The sequence below is a fragment of the Clostridium frigidicarnis genome, assembly GCF_900111985.1.
Taxonomy (GTDB): Bacteria; Bacillota; Clostridia; order Clostridiales; family Clostridiaceae; genus Clostridium_Z; species Clostridium_Z frigidicarnis.
This window is the reverse complement of record NZ_FOKI01000031.1, coordinates 1-19285: the sequence shown is the minus strand read 5'-3', so window position 1 is coordinate 19285 and position 19285 is coordinate 1. Positions and strand designations below refer to the sequence as shown.

Below are 19285 nucleotides of genomic sequence, written 5' to 3'. Positions count from 1 at the left end.
AATTGTTGATATGTACACACTTAAAACAGGTAGTCCAATTTCGAACTCAATTTAGACTACCTGCTAATACATAATAAGAACATTGTGTACTATTGGATTTTCTTATTATATTCAATCAGATCTTCATCTCTTTAAACTTCTAAATAACCAAATTTTTTATATAAATGTTGATTACCTACACTAAATACAGGTGTAGAAAGTTGCCATTCATTAATATTAGGATATGTTTTTTCAACCAACTCCATTACTCTATAGCCATATCCTTTTCCTTGAAAGGATGGTTCTATTACAAAATCTTCAAATCGCATCTTACTACCACCCAAAGAAATAAGAAACAATGCGCCTATAATTTCATTATCTAATTCAATTTTATATGCAATAAAGTTCTTGATAATATAAATTTCAGACTCAACCTCATCATACCCTGGAGGGCCTCCGTTCCTTCCTAAATAGGTATTAATTTCTTTATTGAATGCTTTTGTTTTTATGTCAGTAATTAACTGAGCGTCATCAATGTTTGCCTTCTTTAACTCTAACAATCCCCATCCTCCTTTAAAACAAAAACATTATATTAGTAACCCCAATTTTGTAATTAGGTGCCATTATACATGACTTTGAATACATATTATACCATAAATGTATTGGTTAACAAATCTAAATTATTTAAATTTTACTATTTATTTTTTATAACTTTTAATCTTTGTATCTATAAAATAGGACAAATCTTATAGTTCGATATATCGTATGACAAAAAAGTACAATTTTTTCAAAACGGAAATTAAACAATATATTGCAAGAAGTAGACAATATATTTCAATGGAATTTATACAGAATTATATTACAATTTAGACATCGATAAAAAAATAACAAAAGAAAAACAAAACAAAATATTTTTAGTTGTATTTAAGGGAGGAAACGTAAGTGAGATCAAAAAGATTCCAGGTTTTATCAGAACGTCCTGTAAATCAAGATGGCCTTATTGGTGAATGGCCAGAAGAGGGTTTAGTGGCAATGCACAGCCCTAGTGATCCCAAGTCTTCAATAAAAATTAAAAATGGAACAGTAGTAGAATTAGATAGTAAAAAAAGAGAAGAATTCGACATGATAGATAGATTCATAGCTGATTATGCAATAAATTTAGAAAATGCAGAAGAAGCTATGGCATTAGACTCAGTAGACATAGCAAAGAAGCTTGTAGATATAAACGTTAGCAGAGATGAAATAGTTAAAATAACAACAGCTATAACACCAGCAAAGGTTGTTGAAGTTGTTTCACACATGAATGTAGTTGAGATGATGATGGCATTACAAAAGATGAGAGCTAGAAAAACTCCTTCAAACCAATGTCACGTTACAAACTTAAAAGATAACCCAGTTCAAATTGCAGCAGATGCAGCAGAGGCTGGTATAAGAGGTTTCTCAGAGCAAGAAACTACAGTTGGTATTGTAAGATATGCTCCATTTAATGCATTAGCAATACTTATAGGATCACAAGTAGGTCGTGGTGGAGTTTTAACTCAATGTTCAGTTGAGGAAGCTACAGAACTTGATCTTGGTATGAGAGGACTTACAAGTTATGCCGAAACAGTTTCAGTATATGGAACTGAAGCAGTATTTACTGATGGTGATGATACTCCATGGTCAAAAGCATTCTTAGCATCAGCTTATGCTTCAAGAGGACTTAAGATGAGATATACATCAGGAACAGGTTCAGAAGCATTAATGGGATACTCAGAAGGAAAATCAATGCTTTACTTAGAGTCAAGATGTATATATATAACTAAGGGAGCTGGAGTTCAAGGACTTCAAAATGGTGCAGTTAGTTGTATTGGTATGACAGGTTCTGTTCCATCAGGTATAAGAGCTGTACTTGCTGAAAACTTAATAGCAGCAATGCTTGATATAGAAGTAGCATCAGCTAATGACCAAACATTTTCACACTCAGATATAAGAAGAACTGCTAGAACATTAATGCAGATGCTTCCAGGAACAGATTTTATATTCTCAGGATATAGTGCAGTTCCAAACTATGACAATATGTTTGCAGGTTCAAACTTTGATGCTGAAGACTTTGACGATTACAATATTCTTCAAAGAGACTTAAAAGTAGATGGTGGATTAAGACCAGTATCAGAAGAAGAAACAATTGCAATAAGAAATAAAGCTGCTAAAGCTATACAAGGTGTATTCAGAGAGTTAGGTTTCCCAGCTATAACTGATGAAGAAGTAGAAGCAGCAACTTATGCTCATGGAAGTAAGGATATGCCTGAAAGAAACGTAGTTGAAGATTTAAAGGCAGCAGAAGATATGCTTAAAAATAGAGTAACTGGATTAGATATAGTTAAAGCATTAAGCGCAAATGGATTTGATGATGTTGCAAGCAACATATTAAACATGCTTAAGCAAAGAGTAACAGGTGACTACCTACAAACATCAGCTATATTAGACAAGGATTTTGATGTTATAAGTGCAGTTAATGATATTAATGACTATATGGGACCAGGAACTGGTTATAGAATGAGTGAAGAAAGATGGCAGGAAATACAAAATATTCCTAATGTAATAAAACCAGAAGATATAGAATAATAGGCAGAGGTGATAAATATGGAGAATACAACAAATCAATATGCTATGCCAGAACTTACGCTTACAGAAGTAGGCGAAGCAAAGATTGGAATTAATGCAGACGAAGTTGTTATAGGACTAGCACCAGCATTTCTTAAATTCCAACACAAAACAATTGTAGGGATAAATCATAGCGATGTTTTAAGAGAAATTATCGCAGGAGTAGAAGAAGAAGGATTAACTGCTCGTGTTGTTAGAGTTATTAGAACTTCAGATGTTTCATTTATAGCAAATGATGCTGCTAAATTAAGTGGATCAGGTATAGGAATAGGAATTCAATCAAAAGGAACAACAGTTATACACCAAAAGGATTTACTTCCTTTAAATAACTTAGAGTTATTTCCTCAAGCACCACTTTTAGATCTTGATACTTTCAGAGCAATAGGAAAGAATGCAGCAAGATATGCTAAGGGAGAATCTCCAACACCAGTTCCAACAAGGAACGACCAAATGGCTAGACCTAAATTTATGGCAATAGCTGCTTTACTTCATATAAAAGAGACTAAGCATGTAACAGTTGGAGCTAAGCCTATAGAAATAGAAGTTAAATTTTAATTTGGGAGGAGAAAAGATCATGGAACAAAGAAAAATGAATCCAAAAGATTATCCTTTGGCTACAAAAAGACCTGAGAGCATAAAAACTCCAACAGGAATGAACTTACAAGACATAACATTAGAGAACGTACTTAATGGCAATGTTAAGCCAGAAGATGTTAGAATATCACCAGAAACTTTAGAAATGCAAGCTCAAATTGCTGAGGGAATGAATAGACATGCAATAGCTAGAAACTTCAGAAGAGCAGCAGAACTTATAAAAGTTCCAGATGATAGAATTCTTGAGATGTACAATGCATTAAGACCATACCGTTCAACAAAAGAAGAGCTTTTAGCAATGGCTGAAGAGCTTGAAAATGTATATGGTGCCAAAGTTAATGCTGATTTCGTAAGAGAAGCTGTTGAAGTTTACGAAAAAAGAGCTAAGTTAAGACAAGAATAATATCTTATTGCCACTATTATGTGGACAATTTTAATAAGTAACCTTGGGTTAGGGAGGAAAAATCATGAACATAGTAGCAGGTGTAGATATTGGTAATGCTACAACGGAAGTCGCATTAGCAAAAGTTGAAAATGAAAAGGTGAAATTTCTTTCAAGTGGAATAGTTCCAACAACAGGAATTAAAGGAACAGAAGAAAACATTGAAGGAGTATTTTCCTCCTTAAAACAAGCACTAAAAAAAGCATCTTTAAATATAGAGGATTTAGATTTAGTTAGAATAAATGAAGCAGCACCAGTTATAGGTGATGTTGCCATGGAAACAATAACTGAGACTATAATCACTGAGTCAACTATGATAGGACACAACCCATCTACTCCAGGTGGTCTTGGTCTTGGCATAGGAAAAACTATAAATATAGAAGACTTAGATGCATTGGATATTGATAACTTAGAAGATAAAAGGTTTATCCCTATTATATTAAGTAAAATTAACTTCTTTGAAGCAGCGTTAAGAATAAATGCTGCTATTAAAAGAGGAATAGACATAACAGCAGCTATTGTCCAAAGGGATGATGGAGTTTTAATAAACAACAGATTAGACAAAAAAATACCTATAGTTGATGAAGTAATGCTTCTAGAAAAAGTTCCTGTAGGCATGAAAGCAGCTGTAGAGGTTGCAGCACAAGGTGATGTTGTTGAAACTTTATCTAACCCATATGGTATTGCAACAGTATTTGACCTAACATCAAAAGAAACAAAGATGATAGTGCCTATATCAAGAGCTTTAATAGGAAACAGGTCTGCGGTAGTTATAAAAACTCCAAAGGGCGATGTCCAGGAGAAGAGAATCCCAGCAGGTAAGATTCATATAAATGGGTTAAACCGAAAAGAAGTTGTAGATGTAGAACATGGTGCAGAAGGGATAATGGAGGCAGTAAAATTTTGTGTTCCGATACAAGATGTTAGAGGAGAAGCTGGTACAAATGCCGGAGGAATGCTTGAGAGAGTAAGGCAGGTTATGGCTAAGCTTACTAAACAAAAGATATCTGATATATCAATCCAAGATTTATTAGCAGTTGATACATTCATACCTCAAAAGGTTAAGGGTGGTCTTGCAGAAGAATTTTCCATGGAAAATGCAGTTGGGATAGCTGCAATGGTTAAGGCAGATAAATTACAAATGCAAATTATTGCAGATAAACTACAAGAGCTATTAAACGTTCAAGTAGAAGTTGGTGGAGTAGAAGCTGATATGGCTATAAGAGGAGCTTTAACAACACCAGGAAGTAGCACACCACTTGCAATACTTGATATGGGAGCAGGATCTACTGATGCATCAATAATAAATAATCATGGAGAGATTTCATCAATCCACTTAGCAGGAGCAGGAAACATGGTAACAATGCTTATAAAATCTGAGCTTGGATTAGAGGATTTTAATTTAGCTGAAGATATTAAGAAGCATCCATTAGCTAAAGTAGAGAGTTTATTTCATATAAGACATGAAGATGGAACAGTAGAATTCTTTAAAAAGCCATTAGATCCATCAGTATTTGCAAAAGTTGTAATAATAAAAGATGGAATGCTAGTTCCAATTGATGGCCAAAAATCTTTAGAAAAGATCAAAAGCATAAGAAGATCTGCTAAAGAAAAAGTATTTGTAACTAATTGCTTAAGAGCATTAACTATAGTTTCACCTACAAGTAATATAAGAGATATTGAATTTGTTGTCTTAGTAGGAGGATCATCGCTAGATTTTGAAGTTCCTCAATTAGTTACAGACTCTTTATCACAATATGGAGTGGTTGCTGGAAGAGGAAATATAAGAGGTACAGAAGGACCAAGAAATGCGGTTGCAACAGGGCTTATACTAGCTTGTAATGGAAATGGAGTAGATAAGTAATGATGATGAGATATTTTGAATACGACGTACCGAGTGTATTTTTATATTATTCTTCAGATTTAGAAGACTTAACTAAATTCAATGAAATTTTATGGGGTATAGAGGAAGAAGGAATTCCTTGTGATGTTGTTTGTAAAGAAGAACATCTAAACTCAGAAGAGCTAAGTCATACCGCATCCCAAAGTTCAAAATTGTCAGTAGGAATCGGTGTTGATGGTACTGGAAAAGTAACTTTAACTTATAACAAGTTAAAGAAGGATAAACCATTATTTACTATTAACTTAAATAATGATGTTACTCTTTTAAGAGCACTTGGTGCTAATGCTGGAAGATTAGTTAAAGGTATCGCTTTTAAAGAATTATAAGTAAATATTATATTAAGAATAAAGATAGTTAAAAAGGAGATATAAACTATGAAAAAGTTAAATGATTTTAAGCAATTAAGTTTAGAAGTAGTAAAAGAAATGGCTAAGGCAGCTGAAGAAAAAGCAGCTAGCATAAATGTACCAGTTATATTTGCAGCTGTAGATGCTGGAGCAAACCTAATGTTAATGCATAGAATGGAAAATGCTTTTATAACAAGTATTGATATAGCAGTAAACAAGGCTTTTACAGCAGCTTGTTTAAAGCAAGGAAGCCATGAGATAGCTGGATGTGTTCAACCGGGAGAAAGTCTTTATGGATTACAACTTACAAACAACTGTAGAATAGTTCCTTTTGGTGGCGGAATGCCAATAATAGTTGATGGTGAAGTTGTTGGAGCTGTTGGTGTAAGTGGTGGAACTGTAGAAGAAGATATGTCTATAGCACAAGCTGCAGTAGATGCATTTAACAAAAAATAAAAAAACATTAATCAAAAGATTAAATTTTAGGAGGAAAATACAATGAGAATGTATGATTATTTAGTACCAAGCGTTAACTTTATGGGCGCTGGATGTGTAAAATTAGTAGGAGAAAGATGTAATATATTAGGTGGAAAGAAAGCTTTAATAGTTACAGATAGTTTCTTAAGAAGCATGGAAGGTGGAGCAGTAGAATTAACTGTTAAGTCTTTAGAAGAAGCAGGAATAGAAGTTGTTTATTATGATGGTGTTGAGCCAAACCCAAAGGATACTAATGTTGCTGAGGGATTAAAAATATACAAAGACAATGGATGTGATATGATAGTTACAGTTGGTGGCGGAAGTTCTCACGACTGTGGTAAAGGTATCGGTATTGTTGCAAGTCATGATGGAGATCTTTATGAGTATGCAGGAATAGAAACTTTAACTAATGCTCTTCCTCCAATAGTTTCAGTTAACACTACAGCAGGAACAGCAAGTGAAGTTACAAGACACTGTGTTATAACTAACACTAAGACTAAGGTTAAATATGTTATAGTAAGTTGGAGAAACTTACCATTAGTTTCATTCAATGATCCAGAATTAATGGTTAAAAAGCCAGCAGGTTTAACAGCTGCTACTGGAATGGATGCATTAACTCATGCTATAGAAGCTTATGTATCAAAGGATGCAAATCCTGTAACTGATGCTGCTGCTATACAAGCTATAAAGTTAATATCAAACAACTTAAGACAGGCAGTTGCTTTAGGTGAAAACTTAGTAGCTAGAGAGAACATGGCATACGGTTCATTATTAGCTGGTATGGCATTCAACAATGCTAACTTAGGATACGTTCATGCTATGGCTCACCAATTAGGTGGATTATACGATATGCCTCATGGAGTTGCTAATGCTATGCTTCTTCCACACGTTGAAAGATACAACTTAATCTCAAACCCACAAAAGTTTGCTGATATAGCTGAATTCATGGGAGAAAACATAACTGGATTATCAGTTATGGAAGCTGCTGAAAAAGCTATAGATGCTATGTTCAGACTTTCAACTGATATCGGAATTCCTTCAAGCTTAAAAGACATGGGAATAAAAGAAGAAGATTTCGCATACATGGCTGAAATGGCATTAAAAGATGGAAATGCTTTCAGTAACCCAAGAAAAGGAAATGAAAGAGACATAATAGCTATATTCAAGGCTGCATTTTAGTTTGAATTTAGTTTAAGATTATAAAAAGACCTAGTCAGAGGTGGAAATCCACATTTGACTAGGTCTTTCTTAATATACAGTAAAGTATAAAAAATTTCATCCTAAACTTGTCACTTAAGATAGATTACTTCATTGCTAATACCATACCTTTTAGTATGTTTGTTGAGTTTTCAACAGCTATAGGTATGAATTTTTCATAATCCATATGAGCACCTGTGTTTGCATTATCAGATATAGAACGTATAACTACAAATGGCACATGATTTAAGTAACATACATGAGCTATACTTCCACCTTCCATCTCACAAGCAAGAGCATTAAACTCTTCGTGGAACCATCTTATTTTATTAACATTAGCAACAAATTGATCTCCAGTTACTATTCTTCCTACAAAACTTTTATGTTTAGTTATGTTAGAACATACATTTTTAGCAAGAGATACTAATTCCTCATCACATTTGAAATCAAAAGTATCTAATCTAGGAACCTGACCATGTTTATCACCAAAAGCAGTAGTATCCATATCATGTTGTACTAAGTTGTTAGCTATAACTAAATCTCCAGGAACTATTTCTGCTCCTATACCACCAGCTACACCAACATTAACTATTTTACTAGCTTTATATTCAGAGATAAGTATTTGTGTACAAACCGCTGCATTAACTTTACCTATTCCGCAAACAACGGCAACTACTTTCTTACCCCAAAGAGTTCCGTAGTTAAATTCCATATTTGCTTTTTTATCAGTTCTCTCAATATCCATTTCTTTTAAAAGAAGCTCAAGCTCTTCGCTCATAGCTGAAATTATGCCTAAAACCATTATTCATTCCTCCAATTTTGAGTATATAGGAACATGAAAGAAAATAACAAGTTAAATATACTAGCATACTGACTTGTTATTTTTTGAATGTGCCTTAATATATTATATCAAATAAGTACTGCTTCTAAAACAAATTATAAGGGCTAAATTAATTATTGGAAGTAAGGAATTTGAGAAAAGTCTATTTGTAAATAATTCATCAATACATATTTAATTGTGTTCATGCAAATTTTTAATATTATTATTTTAGAATAATTAAGTCAAGGACATATCATAACCAAATGAGGTTTATAAATATAGTTATGCATAATTTTATGTGGATTAATCACTAACTTTTACTTTGCTAAAACGTATACAAAAACGCATTTGATTAATATGGAATTCGTGATATAATTTTCCTTAAGATAGTGTTTTTTTATAGCTTAAATAAAAGATAGAATTTAAGATGAAATGGGGGCATATATAATATGGAAAAGTATAAAGTTCTTGAGATTAAACAAAGTGTTTTCGAAGACAATGATAGACAGGCGGATTTGCTTAGGGAAGAATTAAAAGAAAATAAGACCTTTTTATTGAATTTGATGTCATCACCAGGTTCAGGTAAAACAACAACTGTTTTAAGAACAATTAACGCTTTGAAAGATGAAATGAGAATTGGAATTTTAGAAGCTGATATTGACTCAGATGTGGATGCTAATACTGTTGCAAAGACGGGTACAAAAGTAATTCAATTGCACACTGGTGGCATGTGTCATCTTGATGCAGATATGACCAAACAAGGGCTATCGGGATTGGGAACAGAAGAACTTGATTTTGTAATATTAGAAAATATAGGGAATTTAGTGTGCCCAGCAGAATTTGATACTGGTGCATCAAAAAATGCTATGATTTTAAGTCTACCAGAGGGAGATGATAAACCATTAAAGTATCCTTTAATGTTTTCAATTGTTGATGTTCTGTTGATTAATAAGATTGATGCAATAGATTATTTTGATTTTGATTTAGAGGCAGTTAAAGAGTATACAAGAAAATTGAACCCAAATATTAAAATAATTCCCATATCTGCTAAAACTGGAGAGGGAATTCATGAGTGGGCTGACTGGATACGTACTGAAGTGAAAAATTGGAATAAAAGGTAGTACCATACTAAAACTTAAATTGGGGGTAAATGGATATGGTAAAAGAGAAAGTACTTGATCTGGCGAATAAGATTAGCAATCAAAAGCGTGGTTCAAAAACAGAAATTAAGCCGGAAGATCCGGAATATTATATTCTGGAACCTATTATTACAGAAGAAATGGCAGAAGTAGCTCTTTGTCTTCAATTACGTAACCCGATGAGTGCAAAGGAGATTGCTCCTCTGTGCGGCAAATCTGTAGAGGAAACAGAGAAACTCTTATGGGAATTGGCAGTTGCCGGGGCTGCTTTTGTTAATAAAATTGATGGTGTTGATAAATATTGGAATGAAATTTGGGTTCCAGGGCATATGGAAATGATGGTTAACAACAAGGAGAATGTTAAAAAGTATCCCCAAATTGGCAAGGCTTTTGATGAATATGGAAAATTAAGAGGACCCAAGGCAGCAGGTAATGTTCCTGTAGGTTCAGGCCCTATGCGTGTTATCCCTATTGAACAATCTATTTCGGGTGAAACCAGAAGAGCATCTTATGAGGAAGTTTCTAAATATCTCAATGAGAATACTATTTTCTCAGTTGCTGATTGTTCCTGTCGTACAGCAAGAGAAGTCATGGGAGAAGGCTGTGGTCACTTGAAGGAAGATATGTGTATTCAGTTGGGACATGCTGCTGAATATTATATCCGTACAGGTAGAGGAAGACAGATTACCCGTGAAGAAGCTTTTGAAGTTATTAAAAAAGCCGAAGAAAACGGGTTAATGCATAATATACCGAATACAGATGGTCCTGGAAAAACTCACGCCATTTGTAACTGTTGCGGATGCGGCTGCTTTGCTGTAAGAATTGCCAATATGTTCGTAAACCCAGATATGGTACGTTCCAACTATGTTTCACAAGTGGATACAGATAAATGTGTTGCCTGCGGAGAATGTGTTGAAAATTGTCCTACTGGCGCATTAAAATTAGGTCAAAAAATCTGTACTAAAACACCTATTCCCGAGAAGAAAAGAGAACTTCCTTATGATACAGAATGGGGTCCGGATAAATGGAATCCTGATTATCGTACTAACAGAAAGGTTGTTATGGATACTGGTTCAAGTCCTTGTAAAGCAGAATGTCCTGCTCATATTGGTATTCAGGGTTATATCAAGCTGGCTTCTCAAGGAAGATATACTGAAGCACTTGAACTTATCAAGCATGAAAATCCGTTCCCAGCAGTATGTGGACGTATCTGCCCAAGAAAATGTGAATCTGCTTGTACCAGAGGAGACGTCGATGATCCTATTGCTATAGATGATATCAAAAAATTCATTGCGGAACAAGATTTGAATAAAGATAGTCGATATATACCTAAAGTAAAACATCAATATGGAAATAAAATTGCCGTTATTGGTGCAGGTCCTTCCGGGCTTTCCTGTGCTTTCTACTTAGCTATTGATGGCTATAAGGTAACAGTGTTTGAAAAACAAAAAGCACTTGGAGGCATGTTGAAACTTGGAATACCTTCTTTCAGACTAGAAAAACATGTAGTTAATGCAGAAATCGATATCTTGAGAGAATTGGGGGTTGAGTTTAAGACAGATGTTGAGGTGGGTAAAGATGTAAGCCTTAATGACTTAAGAGGTGAAGGATTCGAAGCATTCTATCTTGCAATCGGTGCTCAATCAGGTAGAAAGTTAGGTCTTGAGGGTGAAGATGCTGAGGGGGTAATCACTGGTGTAGAATTTTTACGCAAGGTAAATCTAGGTGAAGATTTGAAAATAGAAGGGGAAACTATCGTAATTGGTGGAGGAAATGTTGCTATTGACGTTGCCAGAACTGCTACACGTATTGGTGCATCACAAGTTCATATGTATTGTTTAGAAAGTAGAGAGCAAATGCCATCTCTTGATGAGGAAATTGAAGAGGCATTGGCAGAAGATATTAGCATCAATAATTCTTGGGGACCAAAACGAATTCTTGTGGAAAATGGACATGTTATAGGGGTAGAATTTAAAAAGTGTATTTCTGTCTTTGACGAAAATAAAAGGTTTAATCCTAAATTTGATGAAAGTGAAACCAAAATGGTGAGGGCAAACAATGTTCTACTTTCAGTAGGTCAAGGAATGGATTGGGGTGGATTATTACAAGACTCAAAAATGGAATTGAAGCCCAATAAGACAGTTAAAGCTGATCCACTTACTTTACAAACAGGTGAACCGGATGTATTCGCCGGCGGAGATGCGCTGACAGGTCCTAGATTTGCTATAGATGCCATTGCTTTAGGAAAGGAGGGTGCTATTTCAATCCATCGTTATGTTCACCATGGACAAAGTTTAACTATAGGTCGTATTAAGAGAGAATACCGTGCCTTTGATAAAGCAAACCTTGTCCTTGAAGGATACGATCATCTTCCAAGACAAAAATCAAGCCATATTGACGGAAAGAAATCCAAAGAAACCTTCAAGGATTTACGTGATACATTTACAGAAGAGCAAGTGAAGAAGGAAACAGAACGCTGCCTTGGATGTGGTGCTACAGTTGCAGATCAATACATCTGTGTAGGATGCGGCGTCTGTACTACAAAATGTAAATATGAAGCAATCAAACTGGTAAGAAAGTATGACAATCAAAATACAGAATTTAGTGATATGAAGTCTACCATTGTAAAATACGCGTTAAAACGTAAGGTGAGAATTGCTGTGAAAAAGCCTGTGAAAGCATTGAAATCAATTTTCTCTAGTGAAAAAGATAAGTAAGAGAAATTAACAAATTATATAAAATAAAAGATGGGGGAACGAGGTTCCCCTACTTTTGAACTTTGACAAGAGAGGTGAGTTTATTTGCATGAATTAGGAGTTGTGATTGAAGTTGTTAAAACTGTTGAAAATTTTGCAAGAAAAAATGCAGTAACAAAAATCGATACATTGGTTCTCCAAATTGGTGAGCTCTCATCCATGATTCCAAGATATATTGAATCATGTTATCCAGCTGCAGTAGATGGTACATTATTGCAGAATACGAAATTGAAAATTGAAATATTGCCAGGAAACGGTATTTGCAAAGAGTGTAATAAAGTTTTTAATCTAATTGAGAATAATGGTAAATGTCCACACTGCGGAAGTAGAGATTTGGATATATTATGCGGAAAAGAGTTTATGATTAAGGAAATAATAGCTTGTTAAATTAGACTAAGAAAATGTTGATAAAATAAAAAAATGAAGAAAATTAGAATGTGCCAGCATAACCGTAAAAGTAAGTCGGGGATTTGAGTATACTTGAAATACATATAAAAAAATACTATAAAATTAAGAATGAAAAAAGCGTAAATTTTTATATTAAATAACATAATGTAGAGGGGAAAACAGGGAATGAATAAGACGTTAAGAAAATTTATAATAACATTAACTATAGCTGGATTAGCTATAGGTTCAGTAGGATGCTCCAATAATGAAAAAGATAAGGTGAAAAAAACAAACACTGAAGTTCAAGAGAGTAATTTTGAAACAGTAAAATTCGTATATTCAGATAGTGCTAAAGATTATGATGTAACAGTAAAATCGCCAAGAAAAAAGGCAGTTACATTATCTCAATTTATGACAGAAATGTTATTAGCATTAAATTTAGAGGATAGAATGATAGGAACGGCTCTTTTAGATAATCCTATATTACCTGAATTTGAAGAAGCCTACAATAAAATACCAGTACTTAAAGTTGGAGAAGGTCATTCTGTATCTAAAGAAGCATTTATAGCAACAGGTGCAGACTTTGTAAGTGGATGGGATTCATCTATAAGTGAACAAACTACAGGATCACCTAGTGAACTTATATCAAAAGATATAATTCCATTTATGGCTAAGTCTTATAGAGCAGATTCTACAGTAGAAACTGTTTATGAAGATTTTGAATTATTAGGGAAAATATTCGGAGTACAAGATAAAGCTAAAGAAGTTGTAGGTAAAATGAAAAGTGATATAAAAGTTGTAAAAGACAAAGTTGGAGACATAAAAGAAGAAGATAGAGCGAAAATGATGGTATTTGATTCTGGTGAAAATGATGCAATGGTAGTTGGAGCAGGACTTGCTAATAACTTAATAAACCTTGCGGGTGGAAAAAATGTATTTGCTAAAGATGCAACTAAACCTTATATATATGTTTCATGGGAAAGTATAGCAGCAGACAATCCAGAAGTCATATTAGTAACTGATTTTATGGCAGGAAAACCAGTACAAGAAAAGATAGACTTTTTGAAGGCTCATCCTGCACTTAAAGATGTACCTGCTATAAAAAATAACAAAATATATGTTGTAGGATTAGCTGAGTTATCTCCAGGTGTTAGAAACCCTAAGCTTATCCAGGAAATGTACGGATATTTCTTTGGAGAAAATAAGTAATGCAAGTAGTTTTAGAAGATAAAAAAGGCCTTTCTAAAAAGAAAGGTTTTTTATTTTGGGTTATAGCTTTAACTATAATATTAGTAGGTACAGTAGTTGTAGCTATAGCCATAGGTAGTACGTATATTGAACCTGGAGAAGTATATAAAGTACTACTTAGTAAATTAACAAATGGAGCAGTTTACAGTGATGTTGGAAGTGTAATGACACAAAATATTATATGGGAAATAAGATTTCCTAGAGTATTATTGGGAGGTATATGTGGAGCTGGATTAGCACTTTGTGGAGTGCTTATGCAATGTGTTACTAAAAACCCAATAGCTGAGCCATATATATTAGGTATATCATCAGGGGCATCTTGTGGTGCTGTTGCAGTTATAGTTTTAGGCGGTATGTCATCACTTGGCATAAATAGTATTGGAGCAGGAGCCTTTGTAGGTTCTCTTATATCAGGAATATTAGTTTTTGCTATAGGTACTCAAATGGGTAAAACAACATCTACAACAAGATTAGTATTATCAGGTATGGCAATATCAACAATATTTTCGGCATTTACTAACTTACTTATATATTCAGCAGAGAATTCAAATCAAGCAAAGACTGCTCTGTTTTGGACTGTTGGTAGTTTAGGAGGAGCTAAAAGAGAGATTTTATTATTCCCATTTATTATGTTAGTTGTAGTTATGATAGTAGCATTAATAATGTCTAAATCACTAGATATATTACTTCTTGGTGATGATAGTGCAATAATACTTGGAATAAATATAAAGCTTATAAAATCTATAATTTTAATATTAGCTACATTACTTACATCGTCATTAGTTGCTATAACTGGTTCTATAGGATTTATAGGACTTGTAGTGCCACATATATGTAGAACTATAACAGGAAGTGATCATAAAAAACTTATAGCACTTTCATCATTAATAGGTGCTATATTCCTAATATTATCAGATATTGTAGCTAGAGGGCTTTTCCCACCAATAGAAATACCTATAGGAATAATAACTGCATTAGTTGGAGGACCGTTCTTCTTATACTTAATTTGTAAGAGAAACTATTCATTTGGAGGAAAAGAGTAATGTTTAAAGTCCAAGTTAAAAATTTAAGATTCAGCATAGATAAAAAAGAAATATTAAAAGATATATCTTTTGATATTCAAAAAGGTTCATTCGTAGGAGTTATAGGTCCTAATGGCTCAGGAAAATCTACATTACTTAAAAACATATATAGACTTTATAAACCATTAAGTGGAAGTATATTATTAGATAATGAAGAATTAGATAAAATGAAATATAAAGATTGTGCAAAAGAGATTGCAGTTTTAGCTCAAGAAAGTAATACTCACTTTGATTTTACTGTTGAACAAATAGTAAAGATGGGAAGATATCCATATAAATCAGTTTTTCAAAATTATTCTAAAGATGATTTACAAATGGTTAAGAATATGCTCCAAAAGGTAGGCTTAGAAAGCTATAGTGAGAGGAGTTTTTCTAAGTTATCAGGGGGAGAAAAGCAAAGAACGTTAATAGCAAGGGCTTTAGTTCAAAATACTAATTTTTTAATACTAGATGAACCAACAAATCATTTAGATATAGGTCACCAGATACAGATTATGGATTTAGTTAAAAGTCTTAATATAACTACTTTATCAGCTATACATGATATGAATCTAGCATCTATGTATTGTGATTATTTAATTGTAATGAAAGATGGAAAGATAAAGAACTTTGGAATAGTAGAAGAAGTAATAAATTGCGAAATGTTAAAAGACGTATTTGGTGTAAATGCGTATGTAGGAGTTAACCCTATAAACAAAAAATTACAAGTATCATTTATGCACACACATGAACATATTAAAGGGTTAGGAACTGATCATGTACATGAAGATGGATTTACAGGATTGCATACTCATTAAAAGATGCAAATGAACTTGTAATTTAATAGCGAAAAGTATAATGGTATATACAGCAATTTAATTCATTTATGATATAATTTAGGAGTTAAAATTATTTATATTCTAAGAATACGGGGTAAGAATACATATGATATATCAAGATGAAATTAAGTGTAATAAAGAATTATATGACAATCTGAAAGTTGACTGCCAAAAATGTTTTGGGTTCTGCTGTGTTGCATTGTACTTTTCTGCTTCAGAAGGTTTTCCAACGGACAAAGACGCTGGTAAACCTTGTATAAATTTACAATCTGATTTTAAATGTGCTGTTCACAAAAATCTTAGGAAGAAAGGTCTTAAAGGATGTACTGCTTATGACTGCTTTGGAGCAGGTCAAAAAGTTGCTCAAGTTACATATGGTGGACACGATTGGAGAACAAATCCAGGAACTGAAAAGCAGATGTTTGATGTATTTTTGGTTATGAGACAACTTCATGAAATGTTATGGTATCTAACAGAAGCATTTAGAATGCAATATGACAGTATTAGCCAAGAGAAAATTAGTTATATGATAAGCGAAACAGTAAGGCTTACTAACCTAGATGCTGATTCACTCATAAAGCTAGACTTAGTAGCGCACAGAAACAATGTTAATGTTCTACTTTTAAAAACTAGTGAACTTGTACGAGCTAAAGCTCGTAGAGGACAAAAGAACGCTTTAAAACGTAAGAAGACAATTGCTGGAAGATTAAATTTTATTGGTTCAGACCTTAAAAAACTTAATCTAAGAGGAGAAGATTTGAGAGGTGCATTTCTTATTGCAGCAGACCTTAGATCGGTTGACTTAAGTGGAGCAGACCTTATTGGAGCTGATTTTAGAGATGCTGATATAAGAGGAGCTAATCTCACAAATAGCATATTTATTACGCAAGCTCAGATTAATTCAGCTAAGGGAGACTCTAATACAAAGTTACCAATGTCATTAGTTAGGCCTGCATATTGGGATAAATAATTGATTGAGAAATAAGGCACATTCAATGCACATTCAAAAAAATTAAGTTTTAAACTATATGCATTGTAAATAATAAAATTGCCTAAAAAACGCACCAAAATGAGTGCGTTTTTTTCTATTGCTTAAATATCCAAACACATTATGTGTCTTATAAGAGATTTATGGTATAGACTATGAATTTTAGGTTATAAAATAATAATGAAGGTTACCATATACAGTACATAATAAAAATAAGTTTATATTGAAAAACATGTAAGGATGTGAGCTAATGAAAAATATATCTAATACACATTGGAAGTTTATATCTAAAATGATGATAGTGTTAATACTAGCAACGGTCTCTTCCACAATGATTTCTAAAGGAAACAATGAAGCGAAAGCAATTTCTGCAATAGAAAGTAGTAATAATATTATTATTCCAAGGCCTGTAAGCTATGAAAAAGGTGAGGGTAAATTTATACTTACAAAGGATACTTCGATTTATATAAAAGGAAATAATGAAGAAGAAACAGAAGAAATTAATAAAATTGCAGAACTTATAAGGGGAAAATTAAAGTCTTCTACAGGCTTCGAATTAAATATTATTAAATCAGATAATGTTCCATCAGGTAGTATTTATTTAACTACTATAGGATCAGAAGAAGCTCAAGGAGATGAAGGTTATAAAATAATAACCACACCTGAAAATGTTAAAATTATAGCCTATAGGCCAGAAGGAATTTCAAGAGGGGTTCAAACATTAAGACAACTATTGCTAGCAGATATTGAAAAGGACACCGTAGTTACTGACGTGGAATGGAGTATTCCTGTTTCAACAATAAATGATAAACCTGAATATGGTTATAGAGGATTAATGATTGATGTGGCTAGACACTTTTTCACTGTAGATGAAGTTAAACGTCAAATAGATCATGCATCTCAATATAAAATAAATAAAGTTCATTTACACCTCAGTGATGATCAAGGATGGCGTTTAGAAATAAAAAAATGGCCAGACTTAACTAATATAGGTGGAAGCACAGAAGTAGGTGGTGGACCTGGAGGATATTATACACAAGAAGAGTTTAAGGATATAGTTAAATACGCAGCTGAACGATATGTAGAGATAATTCCTGAATTTGATATGCCAGGTCATACCAATGCGGCATTGGCTTCTTATGGTTTTCTAAATCCAGATGGTAAAAGAAAACCTTTATATACAGGTACAGACGTAGGATTTAGTTCCTTAATGACTCATGATGAAAAAACATATGAATTTATTGATGATGTAATTAAGGAAGTTTCTGAGATATCACCTTCCAAATATATTCACATAGGAGGGGATGAAGCGGATAGTACTAAAAAGGAGGACTATGATTATTTTGTAGGCCGGGTATCTAAAATAGTTGAGAAGTATGGAAAAACTCCAATAGGTTGGGATCCAATTGATACATCTCCGGAAATAAATTCAAATGTAGTATTACAGAATTGGAAAGATTCTAATGAAGCAGCTAGAGAAAAAAATATGAAAATGATTATTTCAATTGCAAAAAAAGCTTATTTAGATATGAAATATAATGAGAGTACGCCATATGGATTAGACTGGGCAGGTTACATTCCTGTAGAAACCGCATATAAATGGGATCCTACTGATTATGCTCCAAAGGAGTTAGTTTTAGGTATAGAAGCACCATTATGGACTGAAACAATCTCCGATACAAAAGCTATGGATTATATGATATATCCAAGATTATTAGGTCATGCTGAAATAGGTTGGACACCTAAAGACGCTAGAGATTGGAATGAATATAAGGTCAGATTAGAGAAACAAGGGGAAAGAATGAAAAATCAAGGAATAAATTACTACAAGGATAGTAGTGTATGGACATCTGAAAAGAAATAAACTATTGTTTATAATATTTTAAATTTGTGGATAACTTTAATAAGCATTAAAACATATAGAGTTTTTAGTTGAAAACTTTAATGAGTGAAAAATTACAAGTGACAAGTTGCAAGAGTTTAAGAAATTGACAATTGAAGGATAAATTTTCTTAGGAAGATTGAAATGAATTGATAATTGACGATTGAGAATTGACAATTGAAGGATAAATATTCTTAGGAAGATTTTAAAATTTTAAGAATATAATTAAAGAAAATCTGTGATTTTCAACCTCGGATTGCTCCCCGCTATCTGGACTAAAGTTACTCATTCTAAAGTTTTCTCAAAATTTCAAGCTAAGCTGAAATTTTATTTTTATAATATTCATGTGGGGATACATATCCTATAGAGGAATGTATCCTTTCATGGTTATATCTATAAACATAATCATTTAAATCAATTTCTAACTCTTTTAAGCTCCAATACATCTCATTATTAAGGCACTCTTCTTGAAGATATCTGTGATATGACTCAATAAAAGCATTGTAATTAGGACTCCTTACTGGAATCCTTTCATGAACTACTTTTTCATCCATACATCCCTTTTCAAATACACCACTAA

Annotated in this window: 18 protein-coding genes; 15 read left to right on the top strand and 3 right to left on the bottom strand. The window is 33.1% G+C overall.

What is annotated here, in order from left to right; all coding sequences use genetic code 11:
- Window positions 1–131: 131 nt before the first annotated feature.
- The gene (locus tag BM119_RS14965) at window positions 132–539 is read right to left on the bottom strand and encodes a GNAT family N-acetyltransferase (RefSeq protein ID WP_090042546.1); all 408 of its coding nucleotides are present in this window, start codon (window positions 537–539) and stop codon (window positions 132–134) included.
- Window positions 540–921: 382 nt separating this feature from the next.
- On the opposite strand from BM119_RS14965, the gene BM119_RS14960 reads away from it, so the two are divergent.
- From BM119_RS14960 to BM119_RS14930, 7 genes are all read left to right on the top strand, one after another.
- Entirely contained in the window at window positions 922–2586 is a 1665-nt protein-coding gene (locus tag BM119_RS14960; protein WP_090042545.1) for a propanediol/glycerol family dehydratase large subunit, read from the top strand.
- Between the two features lie 18 nt (window positions 2587–2604).
- On the top strand, window positions 2605–3180 hold the full coding sequence (locus BM119_RS14955) for a propanediol/glycerol family dehydratase medium subunit (RefSeq protein WP_090042544.1): 576 nt from the start codon (window positions 2605–2607) through the stop codon (window positions 3178–3180).
- A gap of 19 nt (window positions 3181–3199) precedes the next feature.
- The gene (locus BM119_RS14950) at window positions 3200–3622 is read left to right on the top strand and encodes a diol dehydratase small subunit (protein WP_090042543.1); all 423 of its coding nucleotides are present in this window, start codon (window positions 3200–3202) and stop codon (window positions 3620–3622) included.
- Between the two features lie 64 nt (window positions 3623–3686).
- The gene (locus BM119_RS14945; RefSeq protein ID WP_090042542.1) at window positions 3687–5525 is read left to right on the top strand and encodes a diol dehydratase reactivase subunit alpha; all 1839 of its coding nucleotides are present in this window, start codon (window positions 3687–3689) and stop codon (window positions 5523–5525) included.
- Window positions 5525–5890, top strand: coding sequence for a glycerol dehydratase reactivase beta/small subunit family protein (locus tag BM119_RS14940; RefSeq protein WP_090042541.1), 366 nt, complete (start codon window positions 5525–5527; stop codon window positions 5888–5890). Before BM119_RS14945 ends, BM119_RS14940 begins: the two co-directional genes overlap by 1 nt.
- Window positions 5891–5938: 48 nt before the next feature.
- Window positions 5939–6367 (top strand): GlcG/HbpS family heme-binding protein, encoded by a 429-nt coding sequence (locus BM119_RS14935; RefSeq protein WP_090042540.1) that lies wholly within the window; start codon window positions 5939–5941, stop codon window positions 6365–6367.
- A gap of 42 nt (window positions 6368–6409) precedes the next feature.
- The gene (locus BM119_RS14930) at window positions 6410–7567 is read left to right on the top strand and encodes an iron-containing alcohol dehydrogenase (protein WP_090042539.1); all 1158 of its coding nucleotides are present in this window, start codon (window positions 6410–6412) and stop codon (window positions 7565–7567) included.
- A gap of 124 nt (window positions 7568–7691) precedes the next feature.
- On the opposite strand, the gene BM119_RS14925 is transcribed toward BM119_RS14930, so the two are convergent.
- Window positions 7692–8387 (bottom strand): 5'-methylthioadenosine/adenosylhomocysteine nucleosidase, encoded by a 696-nt coding sequence (locus BM119_RS14925; protein ID WP_090042538.1) that lies wholly within the window; start codon window positions 8385–8387, stop codon window positions 7692–7694.
- 467 nt (window positions 8388–8854) lie between these two features.
- On the opposite strand from BM119_RS14925, the gene hypB reads away from it, so the two are divergent.
- From hypB to BM119_RS14885, 8 genes are all read left to right on the top strand, one after another.
- Complete coding sequence (gene hypB / locus BM119_RS14920; RefSeq protein ID WP_090042537.1) at window positions 8855–9526, top strand: hydrogenase nickel incorporation protein HypB; 672 nt, start codon at window positions 8855–8857, stop codon at window positions 9524–9526.
- Between the two features lie 35 nt (window positions 9527–9561).
- Window positions 9562–12261 carry an FAD-dependent oxidoreductase gene (locus BM119_RS14915; RefSeq protein ID WP_090042536.1) on the top strand — a complete coding sequence of 900 codons (2700 nt, stop codon included), beginning with the start codon at window positions 9562–9564 and terminating at the stop codon, window positions 12259–12261.
- 84 nt (window positions 12262–12345) lie between these two features.
- A complete protein-coding gene (locus tag BM119_RS14910; RefSeq protein ID WP_090042535.1) occupies window positions 12346–12687 on the top strand; it encodes a hydrogenase maturation nickel metallochaperone HypA/HybF in 342 nt (113 codons plus the stop codon).
- A 186-nt stretch (window positions 12688–12873) separates the two neighbouring features.
- Window positions 12874–13896 carry an ABC transporter substrate-binding protein gene (locus tag BM119_RS14905; RefSeq protein ID WP_090042534.1) on the top strand — a complete coding sequence of 341 codons (1023 nt, stop codon included), beginning with the start codon at window positions 12874–12876 and terminating at the stop codon, window positions 13894–13896.
- Window positions 13896–14978, top strand: a complete 1083-nt coding sequence (locus BM119_RS14900) for a FecCD family ABC transporter permease (RefSeq protein WP_090042533.1) — start codon at window positions 13896–13898, stop codon at window positions 14976–14978. Before BM119_RS14905 ends, BM119_RS14900 begins: the two co-directional genes overlap by 1 nt.
- Window positions 14978–15814: an ABC transporter ATP-binding protein gene (locus BM119_RS14895; protein WP_090042532.1), complete on the top strand. Its 837-nt coding sequence runs from the start codon at window positions 14978–14980 to the stop codon at window positions 15812–15814. The genes BM119_RS14900 and BM119_RS14895 overlap by 1 nt, the downstream gene beginning before the upstream one ends.
- 127 nt (window positions 15815–15941) lie before the next feature.
- Window positions 15942–16805 carry a pentapeptide repeat-containing protein gene (locus tag BM119_RS14890; RefSeq protein ID WP_090042531.1) on the top strand — a complete coding sequence of 288 codons (864 nt, stop codon included), beginning with the start codon at window positions 15942–15944 and terminating at the stop codon, window positions 16803–16805.
- A gap of 268 nt (window positions 16806–17073) precedes the next feature.
- Complete coding sequence (locus BM119_RS14885) at window positions 17074–18687, top strand: family 20 glycosylhydrolase (protein ID WP_090042530.1); 1614 nt, start codon at window positions 17074–17076, stop codon at window positions 18685–18687.
- A 332-nt stretch (window positions 18688–19019) separates the two neighbouring features.
- On the opposite strand, the gene BM119_RS14880 is transcribed toward BM119_RS14885, so the two are convergent.
- A partial coding sequence (locus BM119_RS14880; RefSeq protein WP_143087336.1) for an integrase core domain-containing protein occupies window positions 19020–19285 on the bottom strand: 266 nt, incomplete at its 5' end.